The sequence below is a fragment of the Parafrankia colletiae genome, assembly GCF_001854655.1.
In the GTDB taxonomy this organism is placed as follows: domain Bacteria; phylum Actinomycetota; class Actinomycetes; order Frankiales; family Frankiaceae; genus Parafrankia; species Parafrankia colletiae.
In genome coordinates this window covers 33,041-55,188 of sequence record NZ_MBLM01000128.1, presented here as the reverse complement: position 1 = coordinate 55,188, position 22,148 = coordinate 33,041, and the positions used below count along the sequence as shown (strand labels likewise).

Below are 22,148 nucleotides of genomic sequence, written 5' to 3'. Positions count from 1 at the left end.
CGCCGGGCGGGCCTGAGCGCGTTACCCTGGCTAGGACGGCTGACGCTGGCCGGCCCGCGGAAGGAGACGCGTCATCACCGCCGAGATGATTGCTCCCGCCTGGATGCACCAGCAGATCACGGCGCAGCAGTACGACTCCTGGTCCGACGAGCAGTGCGCGGGCATCGAGATCGTCGACGGGATGGTCGTCGTGAGCCCCAGCGCGTCGAAACGCCACAACCGGCTCGTCAAGATCCTCGCGGTCGCCCTGGAGGCCGCCGCCGGGCCGGTCTGGAACGCCGACTTCGACTTCGACGTCCGCCTGCAGGACGTCCCGCTGACGAACCGGCGCCCCGACGTGGTCGTCTACCGCGCCGACACGATCGACGTCACGCCGACCCGCCCCGAGCACATCCTGCTCGTCGCCGAGGTCGTCTCCCCCGGCTCGGAGACGACCGACCGCATCGTCAAGGCCGAGCAGTACGCGAAGGTCGGCATCTCCTACTACTGGCGGATCGAGCAGCCCCCCGCCGGCGTCCCGGTCGTCCACACCCACGTGCTCGACCCGGCCACCAGGGCCTACCACCACGGTGAGGTCTTCACCGGTCTCGTCGACACGGTCGCCCCCTTCCCGGTCAGGATCGACCTCACCCGGCTGTAGCGAACCGACGGCGGGCCCGCGGGCCCGGTGGAACAAGGGCTGCCGCCCTGGGCGGAGTGAGGCGCTGTTGACGACCACACCGCAGACATCTGTTCATGACCCCGCCGCCCCGGTGCGGGTGACGCTGCTGCAGCTCGCCTGCCCCGACGACGAGGAGCACGACGGCAGGGTGGCCCGGGTCCTCGGCCAGCTGCGCGCGCTCGACCCGCGGGAGACGGACCTCGTCGTCCTGCCCGAGCTGTGGGCCACCGGCTACTTCAACTTCGACCGGTACGAGGAGCAGGCGCAGCCGCTGGACGGCCCGACCGTCGGCGCACTGCGCGAGGTGGCCGCCGAGCGCGGGCTGCACCTCGTCGCCGGCAGCTTCGTCGAGCGCACGCCCGACGGCGCGCTGTGCAACACCACCGCCCTGCTGGGCCCCGACGGCGCGGTCCTCGGCACCTACCGGAAGATCCACCTGTTCGGCTACGAGTCGGCGGAGGCGAAGCTGCTCACCGCCGGCGACGAGGTGCGCGTCGTGCCCACCGGGCTCGGCACCGTGGGCCTCGCCACCTGTTACGACCTGCGGTTCCCCGAGCTGTTCCGGCTCCTGGTCGACGGTGGCGCCGAGCTGGTCGTCGTGGTCTCCGCGTGGCCGCTGGCGCGGCTGGAGCACTGGGAGCTGCTGGTGCGGGCGCGCGTCGTGGAGAACCAGGTCTTTCTCATCRCCTGCAACGTCGCGGGCAGCCAGGCCGGCACCGCCATGGCGGGCACGAGCCTCGTGGTCGGCCCGTGGGGCGAGGTGCTCGCCCGGGGCGACACCGAGCCCGCGGTCCTGCGGGCCGTGCTCGACCCCGCCCGGCTGTCCGCCGTACGTGCCGAGTTCCCGGTGCTCACCCACCGCCGACTCGGCACCGTTCCGGAACGTAAGACAGACAGCATTGACCGCACTTCCCGAGGCGGTCTCCCACCTCGACCTTGAGGTTCTCCCGGCCGGCCGGCGCATCGGGATGGCGGATGCCGTTCCGGAATCGCGGCGCGCTACCCGCAGAGTCCGCGACCCGCCCCCTCAGACATCCGAAGTGGCTGACGCACTACGCTTATTGTCACCAATCGGGCACATGGGGCGAAGTGCGGGGATGTCGTCGTGTCGGAAGATTCGTCGCTGCCACCCCATCTGAGCCTGCGGGTCGGCGGGAGCTCCGGCGGCCGCGCCCGGCGCGCCCGTGTCCCAGGTGGACGCCTCGGCACCATGCTCGCGGCACTGATGTCCCTCGGAGTGCTGCTGTTCAGTGTGGGCGGCTGGTCCGTCTCCGCCTACGCGGAGCACAACTTCCGACGCGTCGATCTGGGGCTGGGCCGGGACCATTCGTCCGCCGACCATGACGTCGCGAACTATCTTCTCGTCGGAAACGACAGCCGTGACGGCACGAACGGCGAGTTCGGCGACGAGCCGGGCCAGCACTCGGACAGCACGATTCTGATGCACGTCGCCGAGGACGGGACCGCCACGATGGTCTCGTTCCCGCGCGACACCCTCGTCACGATCCCCGAGTACACCGACGCGGACGGCAGGACCCACGGACAGCACCGGGGCAAGTTCAACGGGGCGTTCCACGACGGCGGCCCGGAACTGCTGGTCAAGATGGTCGAGAAGCTGACCGGGATGCAGATCGACCACTACGTGGCGATCGACCTGGCGGGCTTCATGAAGATCACCGACGCGATCGGTGGCGTCGACGTCTGCGTGCTGCCGTCGACCTATCGTGATGGCTTCGAGGACGACGACGGCAACTGGCGGGTCAGCACCAACACCGACGACTCGATGACGGGCTGGCGTGGCGGCCCGGGCACGCTGCACGTGAACGGCAGGCAGGCGCTGGCCTTCGTCCGGCAGCGTCACGGTTTCTTCGAGGGCGACCTTGCCCGGATCGCCCGCCAGCAGCAGTTTCTCGGCGCCGTGTTCCACAAGGCCACCAGCAGCGACATCCTGACGAACCCGCTCAGGTTGGCCGCGCTGGTCGACGCGGCAACCGGCGCCGTGACCCTCGACGAAGGCACCTCCCTCGACAACCTCAAGGATCTCGCGCTGTCGATGAAGGACGCCGGTGGGATGCACGTCCTGACACTGCCCACGCGATCACCCGGCCTCGCCGACGGAGGGAACCCGGAGAACGGCACACTGCCTCCGTTCGGGTCAGTGAAGCTCTACGACCCGGCAGACCTCGCGCGCATCGTCGTCCCGATGGGCGGCCACGTCGACGGTGTCGCCTCCGAGGACACCACCGTGCCAGGGGCCCCCGGCGCCGGTGCGACACCGGGGCCCGTGACCGTCCCGCCGGCGCAGGTCACCGTCTCCGTCCTCAACGGCTCCCCCACCGCCGGACTGGCCACGAAGGTGACGACCGTGCTGGCCGCGAAGGGCTTCCACGCGGTCAACGCCCGCAACGCGGACTCCACGGAGTACACGACGTCGCGCGTGCTCTACGGTCCGGGCCAGCAACAGGCCGCGTGGACCGTTCAGGCGGCGGTGCCCGGCTCCGTCACCCGCGCCGACCCGAGCATCACCGGCATCCACCTCATCCTCGGCTCCGGCTACACCGGCGTGGTCACCCCGACGATGACGACTGCCACCCCCACCGCCGCCGCGCCCACCGCCCGCGCACCCGTCACAGCCCCGGCGGCGACGACAACAGCGGCGGCGCCAGGGCCAGCGTCTCCCTGCACCCTGTGAGCACCGCCCGCCGGCTCCCCCGCACCGCACCGCCATCGAACGGCGGTCCCTCAGGCTCCGGTGGTCGAGCCGGGCCGCACGATCATCAGCACTGTCACCGTGGCCCACAGCAGGTTGAACACGCCGGTGGTCATGGCCAGCCGCGCGGGCAGCCTCTCGTGCAGYGGTTCGGCCTTGCTCGCCGCGGCGAGGATGTCGTCCTGGCGGGGCAGGATCACTATGGCGAGCAGGACCGCGGCCACCGCGGTGAGCACCGCGGAGACGATCAGCCACGCGTCGCCGAGGATCCCGAGGCTGGCTCCGGTCGCCACGCCGAACACCGGTACCGCGAGGCCGACCGCGGCGTAGACCCGGCAGATGCGGTGCAGGGTCCGCAGCACGGTGACGTCGGGCGCCTCGGGTGCCTCGGGCGCCTCGGGCGCGGCCAGCGCCCCTGCTGGCGCGGCCAGCACCCGTCGGGTCACGGCGGGGAACATGCTCGCCGCCACGGTCACCGGACCGATCGCCAGGATGACGGCGAGCACATGAGCGGAAAGCAGAAACTTCGTCACGGTGCGAACGCCCGGAGGCCGCGGGCCACACGGGGGCCCGCAAGCACGTCGGAGGAGGCAGGGCCGTTCCACGGGTCGAACCCGTCGAACCCGTCGAACAGCACGATGTGTGCGGGCATGACCGCAACGCTAACCAGCGGGAGCGGCGCCCAGGAGTGGCTGGATTGCCAGCTTCCCACGGGTTCCGGCCAACCGCCCCGCACCGGTTTCTAGGCTCGTGCCATGCACACTGTGGCCGTTCTCGCGCTGGACAGGGTCGTCGCGTTCGACCTGGCCACCCCGATCGAGGTGTTCGGCCGCACCCGGCTGCCTGACGGCAGCGCGCCGTACCGCGTGCGGGTGTGCGGCGCCGCCCCGACCGTGGAAACCGCCACGTTCACTCTCACGCCGCGCTGGGATCTGGCCGCGCTGGCGGCGGCGGACACGATCATCCTGCCCGGGCGCGAGGCTCCCCTGCCCACGCCGGGGAACGTTCTCGACGCGCTGCGCCGCGCGGCGGCCGCCGGCACCCGCATCGCCACGATCTGCTCCGGCGCGTTCATCCTGGCCGAGACCGGGCTGCTGGACGGGCTGCGGGTGACGACGCACTGGATGGCCGCGGAGACGCTGGCCGTCCTCCATCCCGCGGTCAAGGTGGATCCGGATGTTCTGTACGTGGACAACGGCCAGTTCCTCACGTCCGCGGGTGCCTCCGCGGGACTGGACCTGTGCCTGCACATGATCCGCAACGACCATGGTTCCGCGGTGGCGGCCAGCGCCGCGCGGCTGTCGGTGATGGCGCTGGAACGCGAGGGTGGGCAGGCCCAGTTCATCGCGCACGACCGGGYGCCCACCCCCCGAGGATCGGAGCTGGAGCCGCTGCTGCAGTGGCTGGACGAGAACTGCGCGAACGACCTGACCCTGCAGGACATCGCCACGCGCGCCGGTATGAGTGTCCGCACGCTCAACCGCCGCTTCCGCGAGCAGGCCGGGACGACCCCGCTGCAGTGGTTGCTGCGTGCCCGCATCCGCCGGGCCCAGCACCTGCTGGAAGCCACCGGGCATCCCGTGGACCGCATCGCCGCGCAGGTCGGGTTCGGCTCACCCACCGCCTTCCGCGACCGGTTCCGGCGGGTGGTCGGAACCACGCCGCAGTCCTACCGCAACAGCTTCACCAGCCCCGCGACCAGCGACAGAGTCCGAGACAGGGTCAGATCGCAGCCAGACGGGTGACATCCCAGCAGCGTAGGTGGAAGCGGATCGGCTGACGCCGTCAGGCGAGCGCCTCCCGGGCCCATGCCAGGAGACCGGGCGCGAGCAGCGGCCACCGCGCGAACAGGCCCTCCTTCGCCGCCTCGGGGGTGTGCCGGTCCGCCCATTCGGTGTCCGGCCACGGCGGCTCGCGCAGCACCGCGTTCGGCAGCAGCGCGGCGAGCGTCTCGGACGTCTCACGCCGGTGGTGGATGTCGCTCGCCCCGCTGCGCAGCACCAGCGCGGGCACCGCCAGCGCGCGGGCCACCGCATCCGGCAGCCCGGGGACGAGTTCACCCTCCCGCGGGCAGTACACGGCCATCCAGCGCTCCATGGTGGCCAGGAACTCGTCCCGGCCCTGGGCGAGGAGGCGCCCGCGGTTGCCCGGGTTGCGCTCGATCGGCTCCCGCCACTCGGGCAGCTCCGCCACCGCGGCCATGCCGTGCTTCCAGGCCGCCTGGAACGATCCGCTGGCGTAGTGGACGCCGATGCTCATCATCCCGTAGACCCCGCCGCTGACCCACCAGACGGCCAGGCCGGCCGCGACCTGCGGGTGCCGGGCGGCGGTGAGCAGCGAGACCCGGGAGCCGCCCGACCCGCCGGCGATGACCGCGGGGGCCATACCGAGGTGTTCGAGCAGGCCGGCGAGGGCGTCGGCCTGCAGCTCCGACTCCGACTCGCCGTCGAAGGACACATCCGACGCGCCGGTGTTCGGCCGGTCCCAGATGAGTACCTGCTCACCCTCCTCCGCCAGCGCCACCGCGAGTTCACGTATGCCGGCGGCATCCTTGCCGTACCTGCCACCTGGTGTGATCACCCAGGGCCGGCCCCGTGCGCCAATGACCTCATAGGAGATCGACAGCCCGTTCACCGTTGCAGTCGCCATACATCGCACGCTAGCATCGAAATCCCCGCCGAAGAACGACTGACCACCACACACCGACACCACGGAGCGGCGGGCAAATCCGTCCGCTCCAAGCTGTCCGACCGGTCCACCGACACTCCGACCACAGGTCCAGCAGGGGATCAACCGGCTCAGCCGGATTCGCCGAGTCCCCGAAGCCGGCACCGTAGGATGGCCAGWGAAACGCCGACAGACGTTCTTTCCTTTACCAGGAAAGATCCGAAAATCGCCGCTTAAGCGAAGCGCGACACCCAGATCCGAGTCGCACAGAATGTACCGTCGCCACTTTCCGGAAACCGCCGACAAAGGCGTCGGCAAGGGATCGGGGGCGGAACTCCGCAGCCGGGGCCGCCGGGCGCCACCCTGGGCCGGAGCCGCCGTACGTCTGGACACAAAGTATGTGCTCACTTATATACTGGCGTCCAGCTCGGACCGAAGACCTCCAGGCGGGAGCAGGACGGCGTGAGGACGATCGGACACTGGATCGACGGCAGGGCCGTCAACGAGCCCGGCCGCACGGGGCCCGTCCACGACCCGGCGCGCGGCGAGCAGACCGCACAGGTCTCGCTCGCCTCCGCGGCCGTGGTCGACAGCGCGGTCAAGGCCGCGGTGACGGCGGCCGGCACCTGGTCGCAGTCATCGCTGAGCCGGCGCGCCACACTGCTGTTCGGCCTGCGCGAGCTGCTGCACACCCATCGCGACGACCTCGCCGCCGCCGTCAGCCGTGAACACGGCAAGGTCCACGAGGACGCCCTCGGCGAGGTCGCACGGGGCCTGGAGTGCGTCGAGTTCGCCTGCGGCATCCCGCAGCTGCTGAAGGGGTCGCACAGCGCCGAGGTCTCCCGGGGGGTGGATGTCCACACCGTGCTGCGCCCGGTGGGGGTCGTCGCCGGCATCACCCCGTTCAACTTCCCGGTGATGGTGCCGCTGTGGATGATGGCGAACGCCATCGCCTGTGGCAACGCGTTCGTGCTCAAGCCGTCGGAGAAGGACCCGTCCGCCTCGCTGCTGCTGGCCGAGCTGGTACACCAGGCCGGCTTCCCCGACGGCGTGGTCAACGTGGTCCAGGGCGATGCCGAGGCGGTCAACACGCTGCTGACGCACCCGGACATCGCCGCCGTCTCCTTCGTCGGCAGCACTCCGGTGGCCCGGCACGTGTACGAGACCGGCACCGCCGCGGGCAAGCGGGTCCAGGCGCTCGGCGGCGCGAAGAACCACATGGTCGTCCTCCCCGACGCCGACATCGAGGCGGCTGCCGACGCCGCGATCTCGGCCGGGTACGGGTCGGCCGGCGAGCGCTGCATGGCGATCTCGGTCGTGGTGGCCGTCGGCCCCGTCGCGGATCCGCTGGTCGACGCCATCGCCGCCCGCATCCCGGGCATCGTCGTCGGCCCGGCAGCCGAGGGGTCCTCGATGATGGGGCCGCTGATCAGCAGTGCGCACCGCGACCGGGTCCGTTCCTATGTGGAGCGGGCCACCGACGACGGCGCCCGGGTCGTCGTCGACGGCTCCGCCGCACCTGCCGGCGTGGACCCGGCCGGGTTCTTCCTCGGCTGTTCGCTGGTCGACGGCGTCCGGCCGGGCATGGCAGTCTACGACGACGAGATCTTCGGGCCGGTACTGTCGGTGGTGCGGGTCGACACCTACGCCGAGGCGGTCGCGTTGATCAACGCCAACCCGTACGGCAACGGGGTCGCCCTGTTCACTCGGGACGGCGGCGCCGCCCGGCGGTTCGGCGGCGATGTCGAGGTCGGGATGGTCGGCATCAACGTGCCGATCCCGGTGCCGGTCGCCTGGCACTCCTTCGGCGGCTGGAAGGCCTCGCTGTTCGGGGACGCGCCGATCTACGGCCCGGAGGGGATCCGTTTCTACACCCGGCCGCAGGTCGTCACGACCCGCTGGCCCGACGCGACGCCGAGCGCCATCAACCTCGGCTTCCCCACCAACGGCTGACCTGTTCCGCGCACCGCCCGCGAAGGCGGGCGTCGGGCGTCGGGCGTCGGGCGTCGGGCGTCGGGCGATCTGACACTGCTGACCGTCTTTCGGCTCGGACCCAGGTGTCGCGTTCGCACGACTAAAGAGCTTCTTGTGTCCCTCTCCGGAAACCTCTTGCCGAAGCCGTGAACGGTGCTTCGCAAGCCGTATTCGGCAGGAGACACAAGAGGCCCTTTAGTCGTCGCAGTCGACACTCGCCGCCTCGGGCGGATTCGAGGAAACCGCTGGTCAGCGACCTGCCGGCGCCCTGAGACCTGTGTGTGCGGCGGTGAGCCCTCGCGTGGCGGACCACCGCACCGGCCGGCGGCCGGCGGGCGGACCGCCCGAACCCGAGGACCTTCCCGGGCCGACGGCCGTGACGGTCGCCCGCCCACCGACGCGCAGCAGGCACCCACAATCTGGCAGGACCGTCAGTCAGCTCGAAGGACCCGAATGTGCACGAGGGCCCTCGTTGACTGTCCCGTCCGCGGCCACGTCGCCGGCCGTTCGCGGATGGCCGTCGGAGGTCCGCCGGCCGGCCCGCGCCGTGCGGGCCGGCGACGTCGTGGTCATCACGTGCCGCGGTGATGCCAGAGCGACTCAGAGCAGCTCAGAGCAGCTCGATGATGGTCGCGTTGGCCTGGCCGCCGCCCTCGCACATGGTCTGCAGGCCGTACCGGATCCCGTTGTCACGCATGTGGTGCACCAGGGTGGTCATCAGCCGGGCGCCGGAGCCGCCGAGCGGGTGGCCGAGCGCGATCGCGCCACCGTTCGGGTTCATCGCCTTCGGGTCGGCACCGATGTCGGCGAGCCAGGCCAGCGGCACCGAGGCGAACGCCTCGTTGACCTCGAACGCACCGATATCGTCGATCTTGAGGCCGGCCTTCGCCAGCGCCTTCTGCGTGGCTGGGATCGGCGCGGTCAGCATGATCACCGGGTCGGTGCCGGCCAGCACCGCGGTGTGCACCCGCGCGATCGGGGTGAGACCCAGCTCGGCGGCCTTCTCGCTGGTCGTCATCAGCAGCGCGGCGGAGCCGTCGGAGATCTGCGAGGAGTTCGCCGCGGTGATCACACCGCCATCCTCGACCGGCTTGAACACCGTCTTGAGCCCGCCGAGACCCTCCACGGTGCCGCCGCGGCGCACGCCCTCGTCCCGGGCGGCCGTCGTGCCGTCGGGCAGGGTGACCGGCTCGATCTGCGCGTCGAAGCGGCCCTCGTCCTGCGCGATGGCGGCCTTCTCGTGCGAGGTCAGCGCGAACTCGTCGAGCTGCGCGCGGGACAGGCCCCACCGCTGCGCGATCATCTCCGCGCCGACGCCCTGGTTCGGGAACGCGCCGTTGTAGCGGGCGAGGTAACGCTCCCCGAACGGGACCTTGTCCAGCAGGGAGGAGCCCATCGGCACCCGGGACATCGACTCGACGCCACCGGCGATCACGACGTCGTAGTGCCCGGCGATCAGCCCGGCGGCGGCGAAGTGCACCGCCTGCTGGGAGGACCCGCACTGCCGGTCGACGGTCACGCCGGCGACGGTCTCCGGGAAGCCGGCGCCGAGCGCGGCGTTGCGCGCGATGTCGAACGTCTGCTCACCGACCTGCCCGACGCACCCCCACACCACGTCGTCGACCAGGGCCGGATCAACCCCGGCGCGCTGAACGACGGTGCTCAGCACATGGGCCGACAGGTCCGTCGGATGCACTCCCGACAGGCCGCCGTTACGCTTGCCGACCGGTGTCCGGACGGCCTCCACGATCACTGCATCACGCATGCCAGGTACTCCTCCGCCGCTACGGGCCTCGCTCCTTCGCGGCGGCGGCACGCCCTGGCCGCCGTCACGTCACCACGCAGTGTGGTCATCACGCGCTGTGGGGGACGGAGCATCCGGCCGCATCCATACAAAGTAAACGTACACTTTCTTGTGGTGCGGGACCACCCGTCCGCCGGTACCACGCGGCTACCCGAGCGGTGCGGCGAGCAGGAGCTCCTCCCGGACGGCGAGGAACTCCGACGGGCCGAACAGGTCCCCGCCGGCGTCCGGCGGGTTCTCCCGGAACCAGGCGACCCGCTCGGCGAGGCCGTCCTGGTCGGTGAAGTAGACCTCGTTGACGGCGTCATACGGCCACTCCTCGCCCGCCGGGCGTGGGCACGGGTGGTTCTGCACGTAGGYACTGCCACGCACCCGCTCCGGGATGACGGTCGGCGCCGCCGCCGCGGCGACGGGCACCTGGCCGGCATGCGCCGCCCACAGGTCGGAGAACGCGGCGGGAGTGAGTCCCGCGGCCCGCCGGGCGAGCGCCAGGTGCTTGAACCTGGTGCCGCCGCCGCGCCAGCGCGCGGCGAGCCAGTCCGCGCCGCGCGGGACCCGCTCCCGGGCGACCAGGGTCAGGGTTGCCCCGGGGGCGGTCACCTCGTCGACCAGGGACCTCGCAGCCAGGCCCGCGGGACTGTCCAGCCAGGTCTGATGGGCCGCGAACCTGGCGGCGTCCGGGAACCACTCGATGCCGACGAGGTCGTGCCGCGGGGAGCCGAACCGGGGATCGTCCAGTGCGGTGCACACCACGGCCCGCAGCGGGCGCGCCGCGGCCGGCGCCTTTGCGACGGCGTCAGCGGCCTGCCGCCAGGCGCTCGCCACCGCTTCGGCGGGCGCGGCGGCCTCGCGGCGGGTGGCGAACCGGATCCTCTTGATCATTGCTGCCGGTCCCCCGCCACCCCGGCCGTCCCTGCCGCTCCTGCCGCCACCGCCTCGTGCGATACGGGCCGGGTGAGGTCGGCGATCTGCTCCCGCCAGCGGGCCACGGCGGCCTCCTTGATCGGCCCGTAGCCCTTGATGGACGTCGCCGACGCCGCAAGGCGCACCAGGTCCTCGTACGGCCGGCCGGCCCAGCCGTCGGCGCCGCCGTCGCCGCGGCCGACAGCCCCGGTGACCAGGTGTTCGTACTCCGTGATGACGGCACGTTCGGTGCGCCGGTCCGGGTCCCGGCCGAACAGGTCGAACGGGGTTCCCCGCAGGCCCCGCATCGCCCGCAGCACGTGGAACGCCGCGGCGTACGGCCGGCCCATCGGCAGCTTCTTCGACAGGCCGAGACGCCGTAGGGCGGGCGGGTGCAGGTGGTAGGTCAGGGTGTACGGCCCGTCGATACCCAGGCCGCGCGCGATCTGGTCGTTGTCGGCCAGCAGGTGCAGCCGGGCCACCTCGTACTCGTCCTTGTAGGTGAGGAGCCGGAACCAGGACTCGGCGACCGCCCGGGTGAAGGCCCACTCGTGAGCTGCCTCGTGGTGTCCCGCTGTGTCGTCGTGGCCCGCCGCGTCGTCGTGGCCCGCTGTGTCGTCGTGGCCCGCCGCCGGGTCGTGGCCCGCCGCCGCGTCGTGCTCGGCGGCCGTCGCCACCAGGCCCAGGTAGCGCTCGGCGCGCGCGGCGTTCTGGTAGTCGACCGCCTGGGCGGCGCGGCGCACGATCAGGGCACGGAGCTCGTCCGGCAGTCCGGCGGGCAGGGCGCGGGCGGCGACGAGGCGGGTGGCCAGGGCGAGCGCCGCCGGCGACGGGTCGGTGAGGCCGGTCGAGGCGCCGGCCGCGCTGCCCGCCGCACCGGCGGTGCCAGTCCCGCTGGTCGCGCTGGGCTGGTCAGCAGCGGCCAGCGCCACCTCGACCGCGGCCGGGTCGTGGGCGGCCCAGCGGCCCCAGTCGAACGCCGCGCGGTTGTCGGCGGCGGCCCGGCCCTGGCGGCGCATGGCCACCTCGACATCGGCGAGGGAGACCGGCAGTCCGCCCAGCTGGAAGGCCGCGCCGAGCAGGACGATGTTGGCGAGCAGGTGGTTGGCGAAGACCACCTCGGCGATCCGCTTCGTGTCGAGGAAGGCGGCCCGGTCCTCGCCGACCCGCTCGGCGATCGCCTGCCGCAGCAGCGCCGGGTCGGGTGCGGTGAGGTCGCTCTGCAGCATCGCCGCGGTCGGAGTGACGTCGACGTCCACCACGGCGAGGGTGCGCCCGGGGCTCGTCCGGTCGAGATGTCGGGGTGCTGCGGCCTGCAGGATGTCACCGGACAGGTACAGGTCGGCGCCGCCGGAGCCGACCGTCGACGAGCCCAGCGCGGTACGGTCCGCCGCGAGCTGGAGGTGGGAGACGACCGCGCCCGCCTTCTGGGAGAGACCGGTCTGGTCCACGCCACTGACGACGAAACCGGCGGACTCGGCCGCGGCGGCGATGATCCGGTTCGCCGTGATCACGCCGGTACCGCCGACGCCGGTGAAGTAGATGCCGAACCGGCCGTCGACCGTCACCGCGGGCGGCGCGGGCAGGGTGCCCGCCGGGATGACCGGCCGGCCCGCAGTGGTTCCCCCGGCCTTCGCCCGCGCCCCGTCCTTCCCGTGCGCGCCGTTCTTCCCGTGTGAGCTGTCCTTCGCCCGTTCGCTGTCCTTCGCCCGTGCCGCGCCGCGTCGCCGCGCCCAGCGGTTCGGCGTACGCGGGGTGATGGTCACGAACGACGGGCAGTCGCCCTCCAGGCAGGTGTAGTCCCGGTTGCAGGAGAGGTCGTCGATCTGGCGCTTCTCGCCGAACTCGGTCTGCCGCGGCAGCACGGACAGGCAGTTGCTCTTGGTGCCGCAGTCGCCGCACCCCTCGCAGACCGCCTCGTTGATGACCACCCGCCGCGGCGGTTCCGGGAGCAGGCCCTTGCGCCGCAGGCGGCGTGCCTCGGCGGCACACCGCTGGTCGTAGATGACCACGGTCACGCCGGGCACCGCCCGCAGCTCCTCCTGCACCCGCGGCAGCTCGTCGCGCCCGAGGACCCGGGTGCCCGGCGCCCAGCGCGCCCGGCGGCCGTAGTGCTTCGGGTCCTCGGCGCAGACCACGACCCGTCGGACGCCCTCGGCCTCCAGTGCCCTGGTCATCGCCGGGACGTCCATCAGGCCGACCACGTCCTGGCCGCCCGTCATGGCGACCGCGGCGTTGTAGAGGATCTTGAAGGTGACGTTGACGCCGGCGGCGACGCTGGCCCGGATCGCGAGGATGCCCGAGTGGCTCAGGGTCCCGTCACCCAGGTTCTGGATGAGATGCGGCTCGTCGACGAACGGTGACAGCCCGATCCACGGCACGCCCTCGGCACCCATCGGGGTCGGGGGCATGGTCTTCAGGTCCGCGTGGCGGGCCTCGAAGTACATGATCCCGTGGCARCCCACGCCGCCGCCGACCAGCGCGCCGTCCGGGGCGACGGTGGAGCGGTTGTGCGGGCAGCCGCTGCAGAAGCCCGGCGGCCGGGCCGGGATGTCCAGCAGCGGGAGGAGCCGCAGCGCCGGCCGCGATACCGGCCGCGGTGCCACCGGACCGCCTGCCGGCCCCGCCCGGTCGGCGAGGTCGGGAAGCACCCGGGTGAGGATCGTGGCCACGGCGGCCGCGTCCAGCTCGCCGGAGGAGGACGACAGCCTGCGCCCGTCCCGGTCCCGCTTGCCGGCGACGCGGACGTCCACCCCTGCCTCGTGCAGGATGGCGCGCAGCTGCGTCTCGACGAACGGCCGCTTCTCCTCGACCACCACGATCGTGTCGACGGACCGGGCGAACTCGAGGGCCGTCTCGGCCACCAGCGGGTAGGTCATCCCGAGTCGGAGCACCCGCACACCGGCGCGGGCGAGCCCGTCCACCGTGAGGCCGAGGTCGGCGAAGGCCTGGACGACGTCGAAGTACGTCTTGCCGGCGCACACGACGCCGAGGCGCGCGCCGGGGCCGGCGCCGACGACGCGGTCGAGCCCGTTGTGGCGGGCGTACGCCTGCGCGGCGAGCAGGCGGTGGTCGGCGACGAGTTCCTCCTGGCCGGGGACGGCATGCGCACCGACCCGGGCGAGCGGCACGTGCCGCCAGGGCACCCCGGCGACGATCGCGTCGGCGTCGGCGGGGTCGCTCGGGGTGTGCCGGTCGACGTCCGCGTCGACGGTGCCGATGCCGTCGGCGACGGCGGTGACGACCTTCAGCCCGACCCAGGAGCCGCTGTACCGCGACATCCGGAAGGCGTGCACCCCCAGATCGAGGATGTCCTGCTGGTCGCCGGGGTACAGCACGGGCACACAGGCGTCCTCGAACGTGTACTGGCTGTCGCAGGCGAGCGTCGACGACTTGGCGGACGGGTCGTCACCACAGAACAGGACGGCCCCGCCGTGCGGGCCGGTGCCCATCGCGTTCGCGTGCCGCAGGACGTCGCCGCAGCGGTCCAGGCCCGGCGTCTTGCCGTACCAGGCGCCGACGACGCCGTCGACCTCGGCGAGGCTCTGGGCGGAGCCCATCTGGCTGCCCCAGACGGTGGCGGCGGCGAGCTCCTCGTTGAGGCCGGGGCGGTGCACGACCCGGTGGCCGGTGAGCAGGTCGGTGAACCGCTCCAGGGTCAGGTCGAAGGTGCCCAGGGGCGAGCCCGGGTAGCCGGAGACCATGGTCGCCGTGGTCAGGCCCTCCCGGGCGTCGAGCTGTGCCCGCACGACGAGCAGGCGGGCCAGCGCCTCGACCCCGGACAGCAGGCTTCCGGCCGATGCTCCCCTGCCCTCGCCGGCGGGCTGTTGTTCCACCGGCGCGATCCCGGCCGTACCGGCCCCCGCGATCAGCTCTGCGCTTGCGGGTACACCTGCGCTCACGGGTACACCTCGGCGTTGACGTAGGCGAACGCCCCGTCCTTGAGGACCGCGCGGCGGCGGGCCGGTTCCTGGAGCACGGTGATGTCCTCGGTCGGGTCGCCGTCGACGACCAGCAGGTCGGCGAGGTAGCCCGCCCGGATCTGGCCGACATCCAGGCCGACGAGCGGGCCCATCGACCGGCTCGCGGCGAGGATCGCCTCGGTCGGCGTCATGCCCACCAGCTCGACGTAGCGCGCGAGCTCGGCGGCGTAGGTGCCGTGACGGGTCCACTGGTGGCCGAAGTCGCCGCCGGCGACGATGCGGATCCCGGCCTCGCGGAGCCGCCGCAGGCCCTCGACCTGCGAGGCGAACTCCTGCCGGTACCCCGAGGCGTCGATCTTCTCGGGGGTCACGCCCCACGGCTCGGCGTGGCCGCTGACCATCGCGTACAGGTAGTGCAGGCCCGGGCACACCCACACGTCGTCGCGGCGCTCCTCCAGCGCGCGGACCGCCTCCTCGTCGAGGAAGCAGGCGTGATGGATGAGCCGGACGCCGGTGCGGGCCGCCATCGCCACGCTCGCCGACCCGCGGGCGTGCACCGTGATGAAGGCGCCGTGGCGGTCCGCCTCGTCGACGGCGGCGGCCAGCATCTCGTCGTTCATGTACACGTCGTCGGACGGGAACTCGGGCACGATGCCGTCGCCGGAGATGAACAGCTTCAGCGCGCGCACCCCGGAGTCGCACTGCCGCGCGACGATCTCGCGTAACCCGTCGGCGTCGGCGGCGACGTCCGACATCCCGCTGCCGTCGCTGATCGCGCCCGGCGAGGTGACCAGCAGGCCGCTGGCCACGATCCGCGGGCCGGGGATCAGGCCGGCGTCGATCGCGTCGCGGGCCAGCACGTCGTCGAGGGGCTGCAGGACGCCGGCCCCGACGACGAGGGTGTAGCCACTCTCCACGAAGGTCCGGGCGACCGCGGCGACGTCCAGCGCGTGCCTGGCGGGTGACTCGGCGGCCACGCCGGAGTGGTCGAAGACGAAGTCCAGCGGCCAGCTGATGTGCGTGTGCGCGTCACCGAGCCCCGGCAGGACGGTGGCACCGCGGACGTCGACGACCCGCGTCGAGGACGTGTCGAGGTCGAGCCGCCCTCGGCTGACCTGGGCGATCCGGTTCCCGTCGACGAGGATGTCGCCGTCGACGGGCCGCTCGTCGGGATCACCGGTACAGGCGAGCACACGCGCGTTTCTGATCAGTGTGCGCTGGGACATCTCTTCGCACTCCTCCCGAGGGAACCGGTCAGCCCGCCAGAGCCGCGACGGCGCTAGACGATCACGGTGCGGATGCCGTCGGCGCTGCCGAGCAGCGAGACACCCTCGTTGACCTCGTCGAGGCTGATCCGCCGGGACACCATCGAGCTCAGGTCCAGCTGACCGGTCTCGRCCAGCCGGATGAAGCGGGGGAAGTCGCGCAGCACCTGGGAGCCGCCGACCGGTGAGCCGACCAGCTTCTTGCCCGAGAACACGGCCGCGATCGCGGGCAGGGTCACGGTGGCGCCGGTCGCCGGCATGCCRACCAGTGTCACCGTCCCCTCCGCCCTGGTCATGTCGAACGCCTGCCGCATCAGCGCGGGCTGGCCGACGACCTCGAAGGCGAAGTCGGCGCCCCGGCCCGCGGTGAGGGCCCGGACCTGTTCCACCGGGTCGCCCTCGGCCGGGTCGACGGTGTGCGTCGCGCCGATCTTCAGCGTCGACCCGCGGCGTGCCTCGGACAGGTCGATGGCGATGATCGTGGCGGCGCCGGCGATCCGCGCCCCCTGGACGGCGGCCTGGCCGACACCCCCGCAGCCGATCACCACGACGGAGGACCCGGGGGTCACGCCCGCCGTGTTCAGCGCCGCTCCGACCCCGGTGGTCACCCCACAGCCGATCAGGGCCAGCTGCTCGTCGGGCAGGTCGGTCTCCACCGCCACCACGGTGGACTCGTCCACGACCATGGCCTCGGCGAACGACCCGCAGCCGCAGACGGCCCGCGCCGTCCGGCCGTCCGCGAGGTGGTAGCGCACGGCCGCCTGCACCGCGGGCCCGCGTTCGCAGTGGTTGGACATCCCGTTCAGGCACCACCAGCAGCCGCCGCACGCCGGCGACACGGACGCGAGCACCCGCTGGCCGACCCGCACCCGCCGGACCTCGGCACCGACCTCCTCGACCACGCCGCACGCCTCATGGCCCGGCACGATCGGCAGCGTCAGCGCGGACAGCCCGTTGATGACGTTGAGGTCGGAGTGGCAGATCCCGCTCGCCGCGACCCGCACCAGGACGTCCCGCGGCCCCACCGCCGGAACGGGCAGGTCCTCCAGGACCAGCGGTTCGGAGGCCTCGTACGCCACGGCGACCTTCATCGGTGCTCTCCCCCGCCTGTCGTCGTGCCCTGGCCTGTCGTGCCCTGACTCCCGGCCACCGCGTCCGCGAGGGTCGCGAGCAGCAGCCGGGTGTCCTGCTGGAACACCCTGATCTCGACGATCGCGCCGTCGGCCACGGCGAACAGCTCGACCACGTCGACGGTGGCCGAGCGGCCGGTCGCCTTCGCGGTCCAGGTCTGGGTCGTCACCTGCACGGCGTTCCCGCCGTCGCCGAAGACGCGCGGGTCGGTGATCGTGCGGTCCCAGTGACGCGCGAAGGCGACGCCCATCGCCGCCATGCCGTCATGGCCCTCGTACCAGCCGCCGTGCGGCAGCGAGGCCGGCTGCTGGACCCGGATCGCCGGGTGCATCAGGGCGCGTGCCCCGTCCGCGTCGCCCGCCTGGAAGCGGCGGGCCATCTCCTCGACCAGCCGCGGAGCCTCCGCGGTCACCGGGCGCCCTGAGCGGCCTGCCCAGCCTGCGGGCCCTGCCCGGCCTGCGGGCCCTCGGCGGCCCGGGTCGCGCGGGCGGCCTCGAGAACCTCGGTGAAGCCGTGGTGCAGGTGCTGGGGGGCCGGTTCGTTGCGGCCGAACATGACCGTGTCGAGCATTCCCAGCCGCACCCCGGGCTCGGAACGGGCGGCGACCCAGAAGTCCTCCCCGTCGACGACCGTCTCACAGATCCACGGCGCCATGTCGACGGCCTTGGACCGCTCCTCGTCGCTCAGCCCCGGCCGCAGATAGGCCGTGTGCACGACCTCCGATGTCGCCGCGTCGACCGGCACGATCTGCCACAGCTCGATGTGCCGGGTGTCGAAGGTGAGACTGGTGTTGGGGAACAGCGCGTACTGGTAGCTGAAGTGCTGCGCGACGTCACGCCACTCTGATTCCGGGCGGTCCTTCAGTTCCACGATGGAGCGCAGGGCCGAGGCGTTGCGCAGGTGCCGGCCGAAGGCGTCGAAGGTGAGCACCCCACCGACGGCGTAGGTGGACAGCGTCTTCTTGTGCAGGTAGTTGAAATGGTAGTTCTCGCGGAAGGTGTCGAGCGTGACCTTCCAGTTCGCGGCGACCCGGTGAACGTGCGGCTCGCCGTACGGTAACCAGCTGGCGAAGTCCAGCAGGGAGAGCTCGCCGGCCAGCTCCGGGCCGAGATACTCGTCGATGTCGATCGGCGGCCCCGGCCGCAGCCGGCCGACCACCAGCCCGTAGCCCTCGGTGACCTCGAGCTGGATCAGGCCCTTGTCGTTCCTGTCCATTCCCTCGAAGCCGGCGGGGAACGGGTAGCGCACCAGGCCGCCGCACAGGTCGTAGGTCCAGGCGTGGAACGGGCAGGTGAAGCGGATGGCCTCACCGGCGCCGTCCGCGAGCCGGACACCGCGGTGCCGGCAGGCGTTGACCATCGCATGCACCCGGCCGTCGTCGTCCCGGGTCAGCAGCAGCGGCGTGCCGCAGATCTCGATGGTGCGGTAGGTACCCGGCTCGGGCAGGGCACCGGAAAGACAGAGCACCATCGGCTGGTCGTAGAAGAGCGCCTGCATCTCCTCGTCGTGGTGCGCCGCGGAGTAGATGTCGGTCGGCAGTTCGAGAACGTCGTCCGCCATGTCCGTCGTGCGGTGCTCGATGTGGTCGAGCAGCCGGCGCGCCAGGCTGTGTTCCAACGCTTCCCGGTCCATATGTCGCTTTCCTCCCTCCGTCAGGAGGAGCTGATGGTGGCCGGGTCCGCGGGCGTGAAGTTGTAGACGCGTGCCGCGTTACCGACTGTGATCTTGTACTGGACGTCCTCCGGCAGATGACCAAGCCACTTGTTCGCCATCCGGACGGTGTCCGGCCAGGTCGAGTCCGAGTGCGGGTAGTCGCACTCGAGCATCACGTTGTCCTCACCGATGATGTCCAGGAGCCGGACACCGGCCTGATCCTCGATGAAGGTGCCGTAGACATGGTCACGGAACAGCGCCCGGATGTCGGTGTCGAGGTCGAAGGACGCCGCGCCCTTCTCCTCGCCGCGATCGTGGGCGGCGTTCATGTCGATGTCAAACCGTGATGCCCAGAACCGCTGCTTGTCGACCACCTGCTCGGCGCGCTCCAGGAAGTACGGGATCCAGCCGATCGAGCCCTCGGACAGGGCGATCTTCAGGTTCGGGTACTTCGGGAAGATCCCGCTGAACAACCAGTCCAGCAGGGTGCCGGCCTGGTTCGCCGCGGCCGAGTACGCCATGAACGCGAGCGTCGGCATGTCCGGCGACGTCCGGATGAGGTTGGACGACGACCCCACGTGCATCGAGATCACGTAGCCGGTGTCGTTGCAGGCCTGGAACACCGGGTCCCAGAAGCCGTTGTGGATCGAGGGCAGCCCCAGCTTCGTCGGGTTCTCCGAGAAGGCGATCGACTTCCCACCGAGGCCCGCCGTCCGCTCGATCTCGGCGGCCGCGGCCACCGGGTCCCACAGCGGAATGATCATCATCGGGATGAACCGGCCCGGGTAGGCCGCGCCGAACTCCTCCAGGATGAAGTCGTTCCAGGCCTGCACGCAGAGCAGGCCCAGTTCCTTGTCCCGGGCCTCGTGGAAGACCTGCCCGCAGTACCGCGGGAACGACGGGAACAGGATCGAGGACAGCACGTTGCCCTGGTTCATGTCCGCCACCCGGGCCGCCGGGTCGTAACAACCGAGCCGCATCTCCTCATAGGTGATCGGCTCCGGCGAGAACTCCTCGCGCGTCTTGCCGGCCACGGCGTTCAGGCCGGTGGTGACGATCTGCCTGTCCTCGTAGACCCAGAACTCCGAGCTCCCGTCGCGGACAATGCGCGGACCGGTGTCCCGCCACTGCGCGGGCAACCGCTCCCACCACAGCCGAGCCGGCTCGATGAGATGGTCGTCGACCGACACGAACCAGTTGAACGACACACCGACCTCCAACAGTGCGTGGGCTTCGGACGGCGCCTCGCGCGCCCTGATCCACACAATAAAGCGAACGCTCACATATTAACGGGCATGTCCGGTGATCGCCAGTGCCGACGAGGTGCCGCCGGCGGCCACCCGGCCACCCGGCCACCCGCGCAGCCGGGCAGCCGGGCAGCCGGGCACGGCGTCACCCGGTCACCACGCACCCGGCCCGTTCGTCGGTCAGCTGGTCGTGATCGATGAGCACCGCACCGTTGACGAGGGTGTAGTCGTAGCCGCGCGCCCGCTGGACGTACCGGTTCGCACCCAGCGGGAAGTCGGCCAGCATCCGCGGGGTGTCCAGGTCCAGGCGCTCGAGGTCGATGACGTTGACGTCGGCGAACATGCCCGGTGCGAGCAGGCCGCGGTCGGYGATGCCGAACAGCTCGGCACCCTCCCGGGTCAGCTTGCGCACCGCCAGGCCGATGTCGAGCAGGCCCCGCTCCCGGACCCAGTGCCGCAGCAGGTAGGTGGGCTGGCCGGCGTCCATCGTGAGGGCGACGTGCGCTCCGGCGTCGCCGACCCCGACGACCACGTCCGCGTTGGTCAGCATGGCGGCGACCGCGTCGAGGTCCTGGTTGAGCACGGGGTAGTAGAGGAGCCCCTGGCCGGCGGTCTCGACCGTGTAGTCGAGGAAGGCGGCGGCCGGGCTGACACCGCGGCGGGCGGCCTCGGCCGCGAGGCTGTTGTCCGCCCCCACCTCGTAGCCGGCCGAACCGGGCGGCAGCAGGTACAGCTTGGCCGGGTCCTTCGGCGCGAGCGGGCCGGAGAGGTTGGTGGGCGCGGYGGCCTCCACCACCAGGCGGTCGCGCAGCGCCGGGTCGGCCAGCGCCGTCAGGCGGTCCGGCCACGGCCTCGCCATCAGCTCGGCCCAGGCCGGCACGCTGTCGTACGGAGTCCGGCCCATCAGCCCGTAGAGGATGCCGCTGCCGCGGGCAGCTGTCTGCGGGCGCAGATCGGCGCCGCGGGCGCGGGCCCCGGCCACCTGCTCCATGACCCAGGCCCACAGGTCCGGGCGGCGGTCGCTCTGCATGATCGCGAAGGTGAGCGGCCGGCCCGAGGCCCGGCTGACCTCCTCCATCCAGGCGAGCTCGGCGACCGAGTTCTGCCGGGTGGGACCGTCACGCTCCCCGATCCGGGCCACGACCTCGATCGTGCCCCGGCCACGGTCGGCGAGGGCGCCGGCGATCGCGGCGAGCTCGGGAGTGCCGGCGAACGTGCCCGGCACCGGCCGGCCGTCCGGGACGGTGTGCATGAGGCTGCGGGACGTGGAGAAGCCGAGTGCGCCCGCGTCGATCGCCTCACCCACGACCTGGGCCATCCGGGCGATGTCGTCGTCGGTCGCGGGGGACTCGTCCAGGCTGCGCTCCCCCATGACGTAGTACCGCAGCGCGCAGTGCCCGATCATGCCGCCGACGTTCACCCCGAGCCGCAGGCCGGTCAGAGCACGCAGGTAGTCGCCGTAGGACTCCCAGCCCCAGCCGAGCCCGTCCATGATGGTCGCGGTCGGGATGTCCTCGACCGACTCCATCATCTCGGCGAGATAGAGGTGCGCGTCCGGGCGGACGGGCGCGAAGGTCACCCCGCAGTTGCCGAGCACCACCGTCGTCACACCGTGCCAGCAGGACGGGCTTGCCACCGGGTCCCAGAACAGCTGGGCGTCGAGGTGGGTGTGAATGTCGACGAAGCCGGGGGTGACAAGCCTTCCGGTGGCGTCGAGCTCGCGGCGCCCCCGCTCCGGGACCGCTCCGACGGTGGTGACACGGTCGCCGTCGATGGCGACGTCCGCGCGGCGCGGCGGTGCGCCGGTCCCGTCGGCGACCTCTCCGCCGCGGATCACGATGTCATGCATGGGATACCCGCACCTCCGACCGGGAGGCCGCCCACGGCCCGGACGTCGTCAGATCGGCAACTCGCTCCTCGGCGGAAGCGCCGGCCGACGGTGCCGGGCGGGCCCGTCCTCGGGACGGGGCGCACACGTCGGCAGCGAGTTCACCCAGGATCGGGTCCCGCGAGGACCAGCAGGTACGAGGAACTCTGCTGGCAGCTGGAGCATGGCTGGCAGCTGAAGCACGCCAGTAAATGAGCACTCATTTTCAGAAAATCCTAGGATGACCGCTCGAACCCTGTCAAGGTCATGTGCCACGGCCCTCGCAGCCCTCGGGCCTCCGGCCGCCGCGTCTCGCCGCGCCCGTGTTCTGCGCCGCCCGCCG

At 72.0% G+C, this 22,148-nt stretch carries 17 protein-coding genes; 5 read left to right on the top strand and 12 right to left on the bottom strand.

Annotation, left to right across the window (positions count from 1 at the left end; genetic code table 11):
- Nucleotides 1-85 precede the first annotated feature (85 nt).
- From CC117_RS20055 to CC117_RS20045, 3 genes are all read left to right on the top strand, one after another.
- Nucleotides 86-640, top strand: a complete 555-nt coding sequence (locus tag CC117_RS20055) for a Uma2 family endonuclease (protein WP_071086421.1) — start codon at nt 86-88, stop codon at nt 638-640.
- 67 nt (nt 641-707) lie between these two features.
- The gene (locus CC117_RS20050; protein WP_241830265.1) at nt 708-1,601 is read left to right on the top strand and encodes a carbon-nitrogen family hydrolase; all 894 of its coding nucleotides are present in this window, start codon (nt 708-710) and stop codon (nt 1,599-1,601) included.
- Nucleotides 1,602-1,766: 165 nt separating this feature from the next.
- Nucleotides 1,767-3,353, top strand: a complete 1,587-nt coding sequence (locus CC117_RS20045) for an LCP family protein (RefSeq protein WP_071086417.1) — start codon at nt 1,767-1,769, stop codon at nt 3,351-3,353.
- A gap of 50 nt (nt 3,354-3,403) precedes the next feature.
- Here CC117_RS20045 and CC117_RS20040 read toward each other — a convergent pair whose 3' ends face one another.
- Together CC117_RS20040 and CC117_RS39820 are read right to left on the bottom strand one after the other, a co-directional pair.
- The gene (locus tag CC117_RS20040; protein ID WP_071086415.1) at nt 3,404-3,904 is read right to left on the bottom strand and encodes a hypothetical protein; all 501 of its coding nucleotides are present in this window, start codon (nt 3,902-3,904) and stop codon (nt 3,404-3,406) included.
- Entirely contained in the window at nt 3,901-4,023 is a 123-nt protein-coding gene (locus tag CC117_RS39820; protein WP_256385398.1) for a hypothetical protein, read from the bottom strand. Before CC117_RS39820 ends, CC117_RS20040 begins: the two co-directional genes overlap by 4 nt.
- Before the next feature lie 103 nt (nt 4,024-4,126).
- Here CC117_RS39820 and CC117_RS20035 point away from each other — a divergent pair, with 103 nt between their 5' ends.
- Nucleotides 4,127-5,116, top strand: coding sequence for a GlxA family transcriptional regulator (locus tag CC117_RS20035; protein ID WP_071086413.1), 990 nt, complete (start codon nt 4,127-4,129; stop codon nt 5,114-5,116).
- 40 nt (nt 5,117-5,156) lie between these two features.
- Here the strand turns inward: CC117_RS20035 and CC117_RS20030 are convergent, their stop codons facing one another.
- Nucleotides 5,157-6,020 carry an alpha/beta fold hydrolase gene (locus tag CC117_RS20030; protein ID WP_071086411.1) on the bottom strand — a complete coding sequence of 288 codons (864 nt, stop codon included), beginning with the start codon at nt 6,018-6,020 and terminating at the stop codon, nt 5,157-5,159.
- A 480-nt stretch (nt 6,021-6,500) separates the two neighbouring features.
- Between CC117_RS20030 and CC117_RS20025 the strand changes: the two genes are divergently transcribed.
- Complete coding sequence (locus CC117_RS20025) at nt 6,501-7,991, top strand: CoA-acylating methylmalonate-semialdehyde dehydrogenase (protein WP_071086409.1); 1,491 nt, start codon at nt 6,501-6,503, stop codon at nt 7,989-7,991.
- 631 nt (nt 7,992-8,622) lie between these two features.
- On the opposite strand, the gene CC117_RS20020 is transcribed toward CC117_RS20025, so the two are convergent.
- The 9 genes from CC117_RS20020 to CC117_RS19980 form a co-directional block, all read right to left on the bottom strand.
- Complete coding sequence (locus tag CC117_RS20020) at nt 8,623-9,777, bottom strand: thiolase family protein (protein ID WP_071086407.1); 1,155 nt, start codon at nt 9,775-9,777, stop codon at nt 8,623-8,625.
- A gap of 186 nt (nt 9,778-9,963) precedes the next feature.
- Nucleotides 9,964-10,698, bottom strand: coding sequence for an EthD domain-containing protein (locus CC117_RS20015; protein ID WP_071086405.1), 735 nt, complete (start codon nt 10,696-10,698; stop codon nt 9,964-9,966).
- On the bottom strand, nt 10,695-14,621 hold the full coding sequence (locus CC117_RS20010; protein WP_407673559.1) for an indolepyruvate ferredoxin oxidoreductase family protein: 3,927 nt from the start codon (nt 14,619-14,621) through the stop codon (nt 10,695-10,697). Before CC117_RS20010 ends, CC117_RS20015 begins: the two co-directional genes overlap by 4 nt.
- A complete protein-coding gene (locus CC117_RS20005; protein WP_071086403.1) occupies nt 14,618-15,868 on the bottom strand; it encodes a metal-dependent hydrolase family protein in 1,251 nt (416 codons plus the stop codon). The genes CC117_RS20010 and CC117_RS20005 overlap by 4 nt, the downstream gene beginning before the upstream one ends.
- A gap of 53 nt (nt 15,869-15,921) precedes the next feature.
- Entirely contained in the window at nt 15,922-16,998 is a 1,077-nt protein-coding gene (locus tag CC117_RS20000; RefSeq protein ID WP_071086401.1) for a zinc-binding dehydrogenase, read from the bottom strand.
- Complete coding sequence (locus CC117_RS19995; protein ID WP_071086400.1) at nt 16,995-17,450, bottom strand: nuclear transport factor 2 family protein; 456 nt, start codon at nt 17,448-17,450, stop codon at nt 16,995-16,997. The genes CC117_RS20000 and CC117_RS19995 overlap by 4 nt, the downstream gene beginning before the upstream one ends.
- A complete protein-coding gene (locus tag CC117_RS19990; RefSeq protein ID WP_071086398.1) occupies nt 17,447-18,670 on the bottom strand; it encodes an aromatic ring-hydroxylating oxygenase subunit alpha in 1,224 nt (407 codons plus the stop codon). Before CC117_RS19990 ends, CC117_RS19995 begins: the two co-directional genes overlap by 4 nt.
- Before the next feature lie 20 nt (nt 18,671-18,690).
- Nucleotides 18,691-19,899 carry an amidohydrolase family protein gene (locus tag CC117_RS19985; protein WP_071086514.1) on the bottom strand — a complete coding sequence of 403 codons (1,209 nt, stop codon included), beginning with the start codon at nt 19,897-19,899 and terminating at the stop codon, nt 18,691-18,693.
- A gap of 184 nt (nt 19,900-20,083) precedes the next feature.
- The gene (locus CC117_RS19980; protein ID WP_071086396.1) at nt 20,084-21,787 is read right to left on the bottom strand and encodes an N-acyl-D-amino-acid deacylase family protein; all 1,704 of its coding nucleotides are present in this window, start codon (nt 21,785-21,787) and stop codon (nt 20,084-20,086) included.
- Between the last annotated feature and the right edge of the window lie 361 nt (nt 21,788-22,148).

What these genes read in the sequence shown, in the direction of transcription:
- CC117_RS39820 (WP_256385398.1), bottom strand. Translation starts at nt 4,023, where the DNA reads ATGCCCGCACACATCGTGCTGTTCGACGGGTTCGACGGGTTCGACCCG.
- CC117_RS20030 (WP_071086411.1), bottom strand. Translation starts at nt 6,020, where the DNA reads ATGGCGACTGCAACGGTGAACGGGCTGTCGATCTCCTATGAGGTCATT.
- CC117_RS20020 (WP_071086407.1), bottom strand. Translation starts at nt 9,777, where the DNA reads ATGCGTGATGCAGTGATCGTGGAGGCCGTCCGGACACCGGTCGGCAAG.
- CC117_RS20055 (WP_071086421.1), top strand. Translation starts at nt 86, where the DNA reads ATGATTGCTCCCGCCTGGATGCACCAGCAGATCACGGCGCAGCAGTAC.
- CC117_RS20005 (WP_071086403.1), bottom strand. Translation starts at nt 15,868, where the DNA reads ATGTCCCAGCGCACACTGATCAGAAACGCGCGTGTGCTCGCCTGTACC.
- CC117_RS19990 (WP_071086398.1), bottom strand. Translation starts at nt 18,670, where the DNA reads ATGGACCGGGAAGCGTTGGAACACAGCCTGGCGCGCCGGCTGCTCGAC.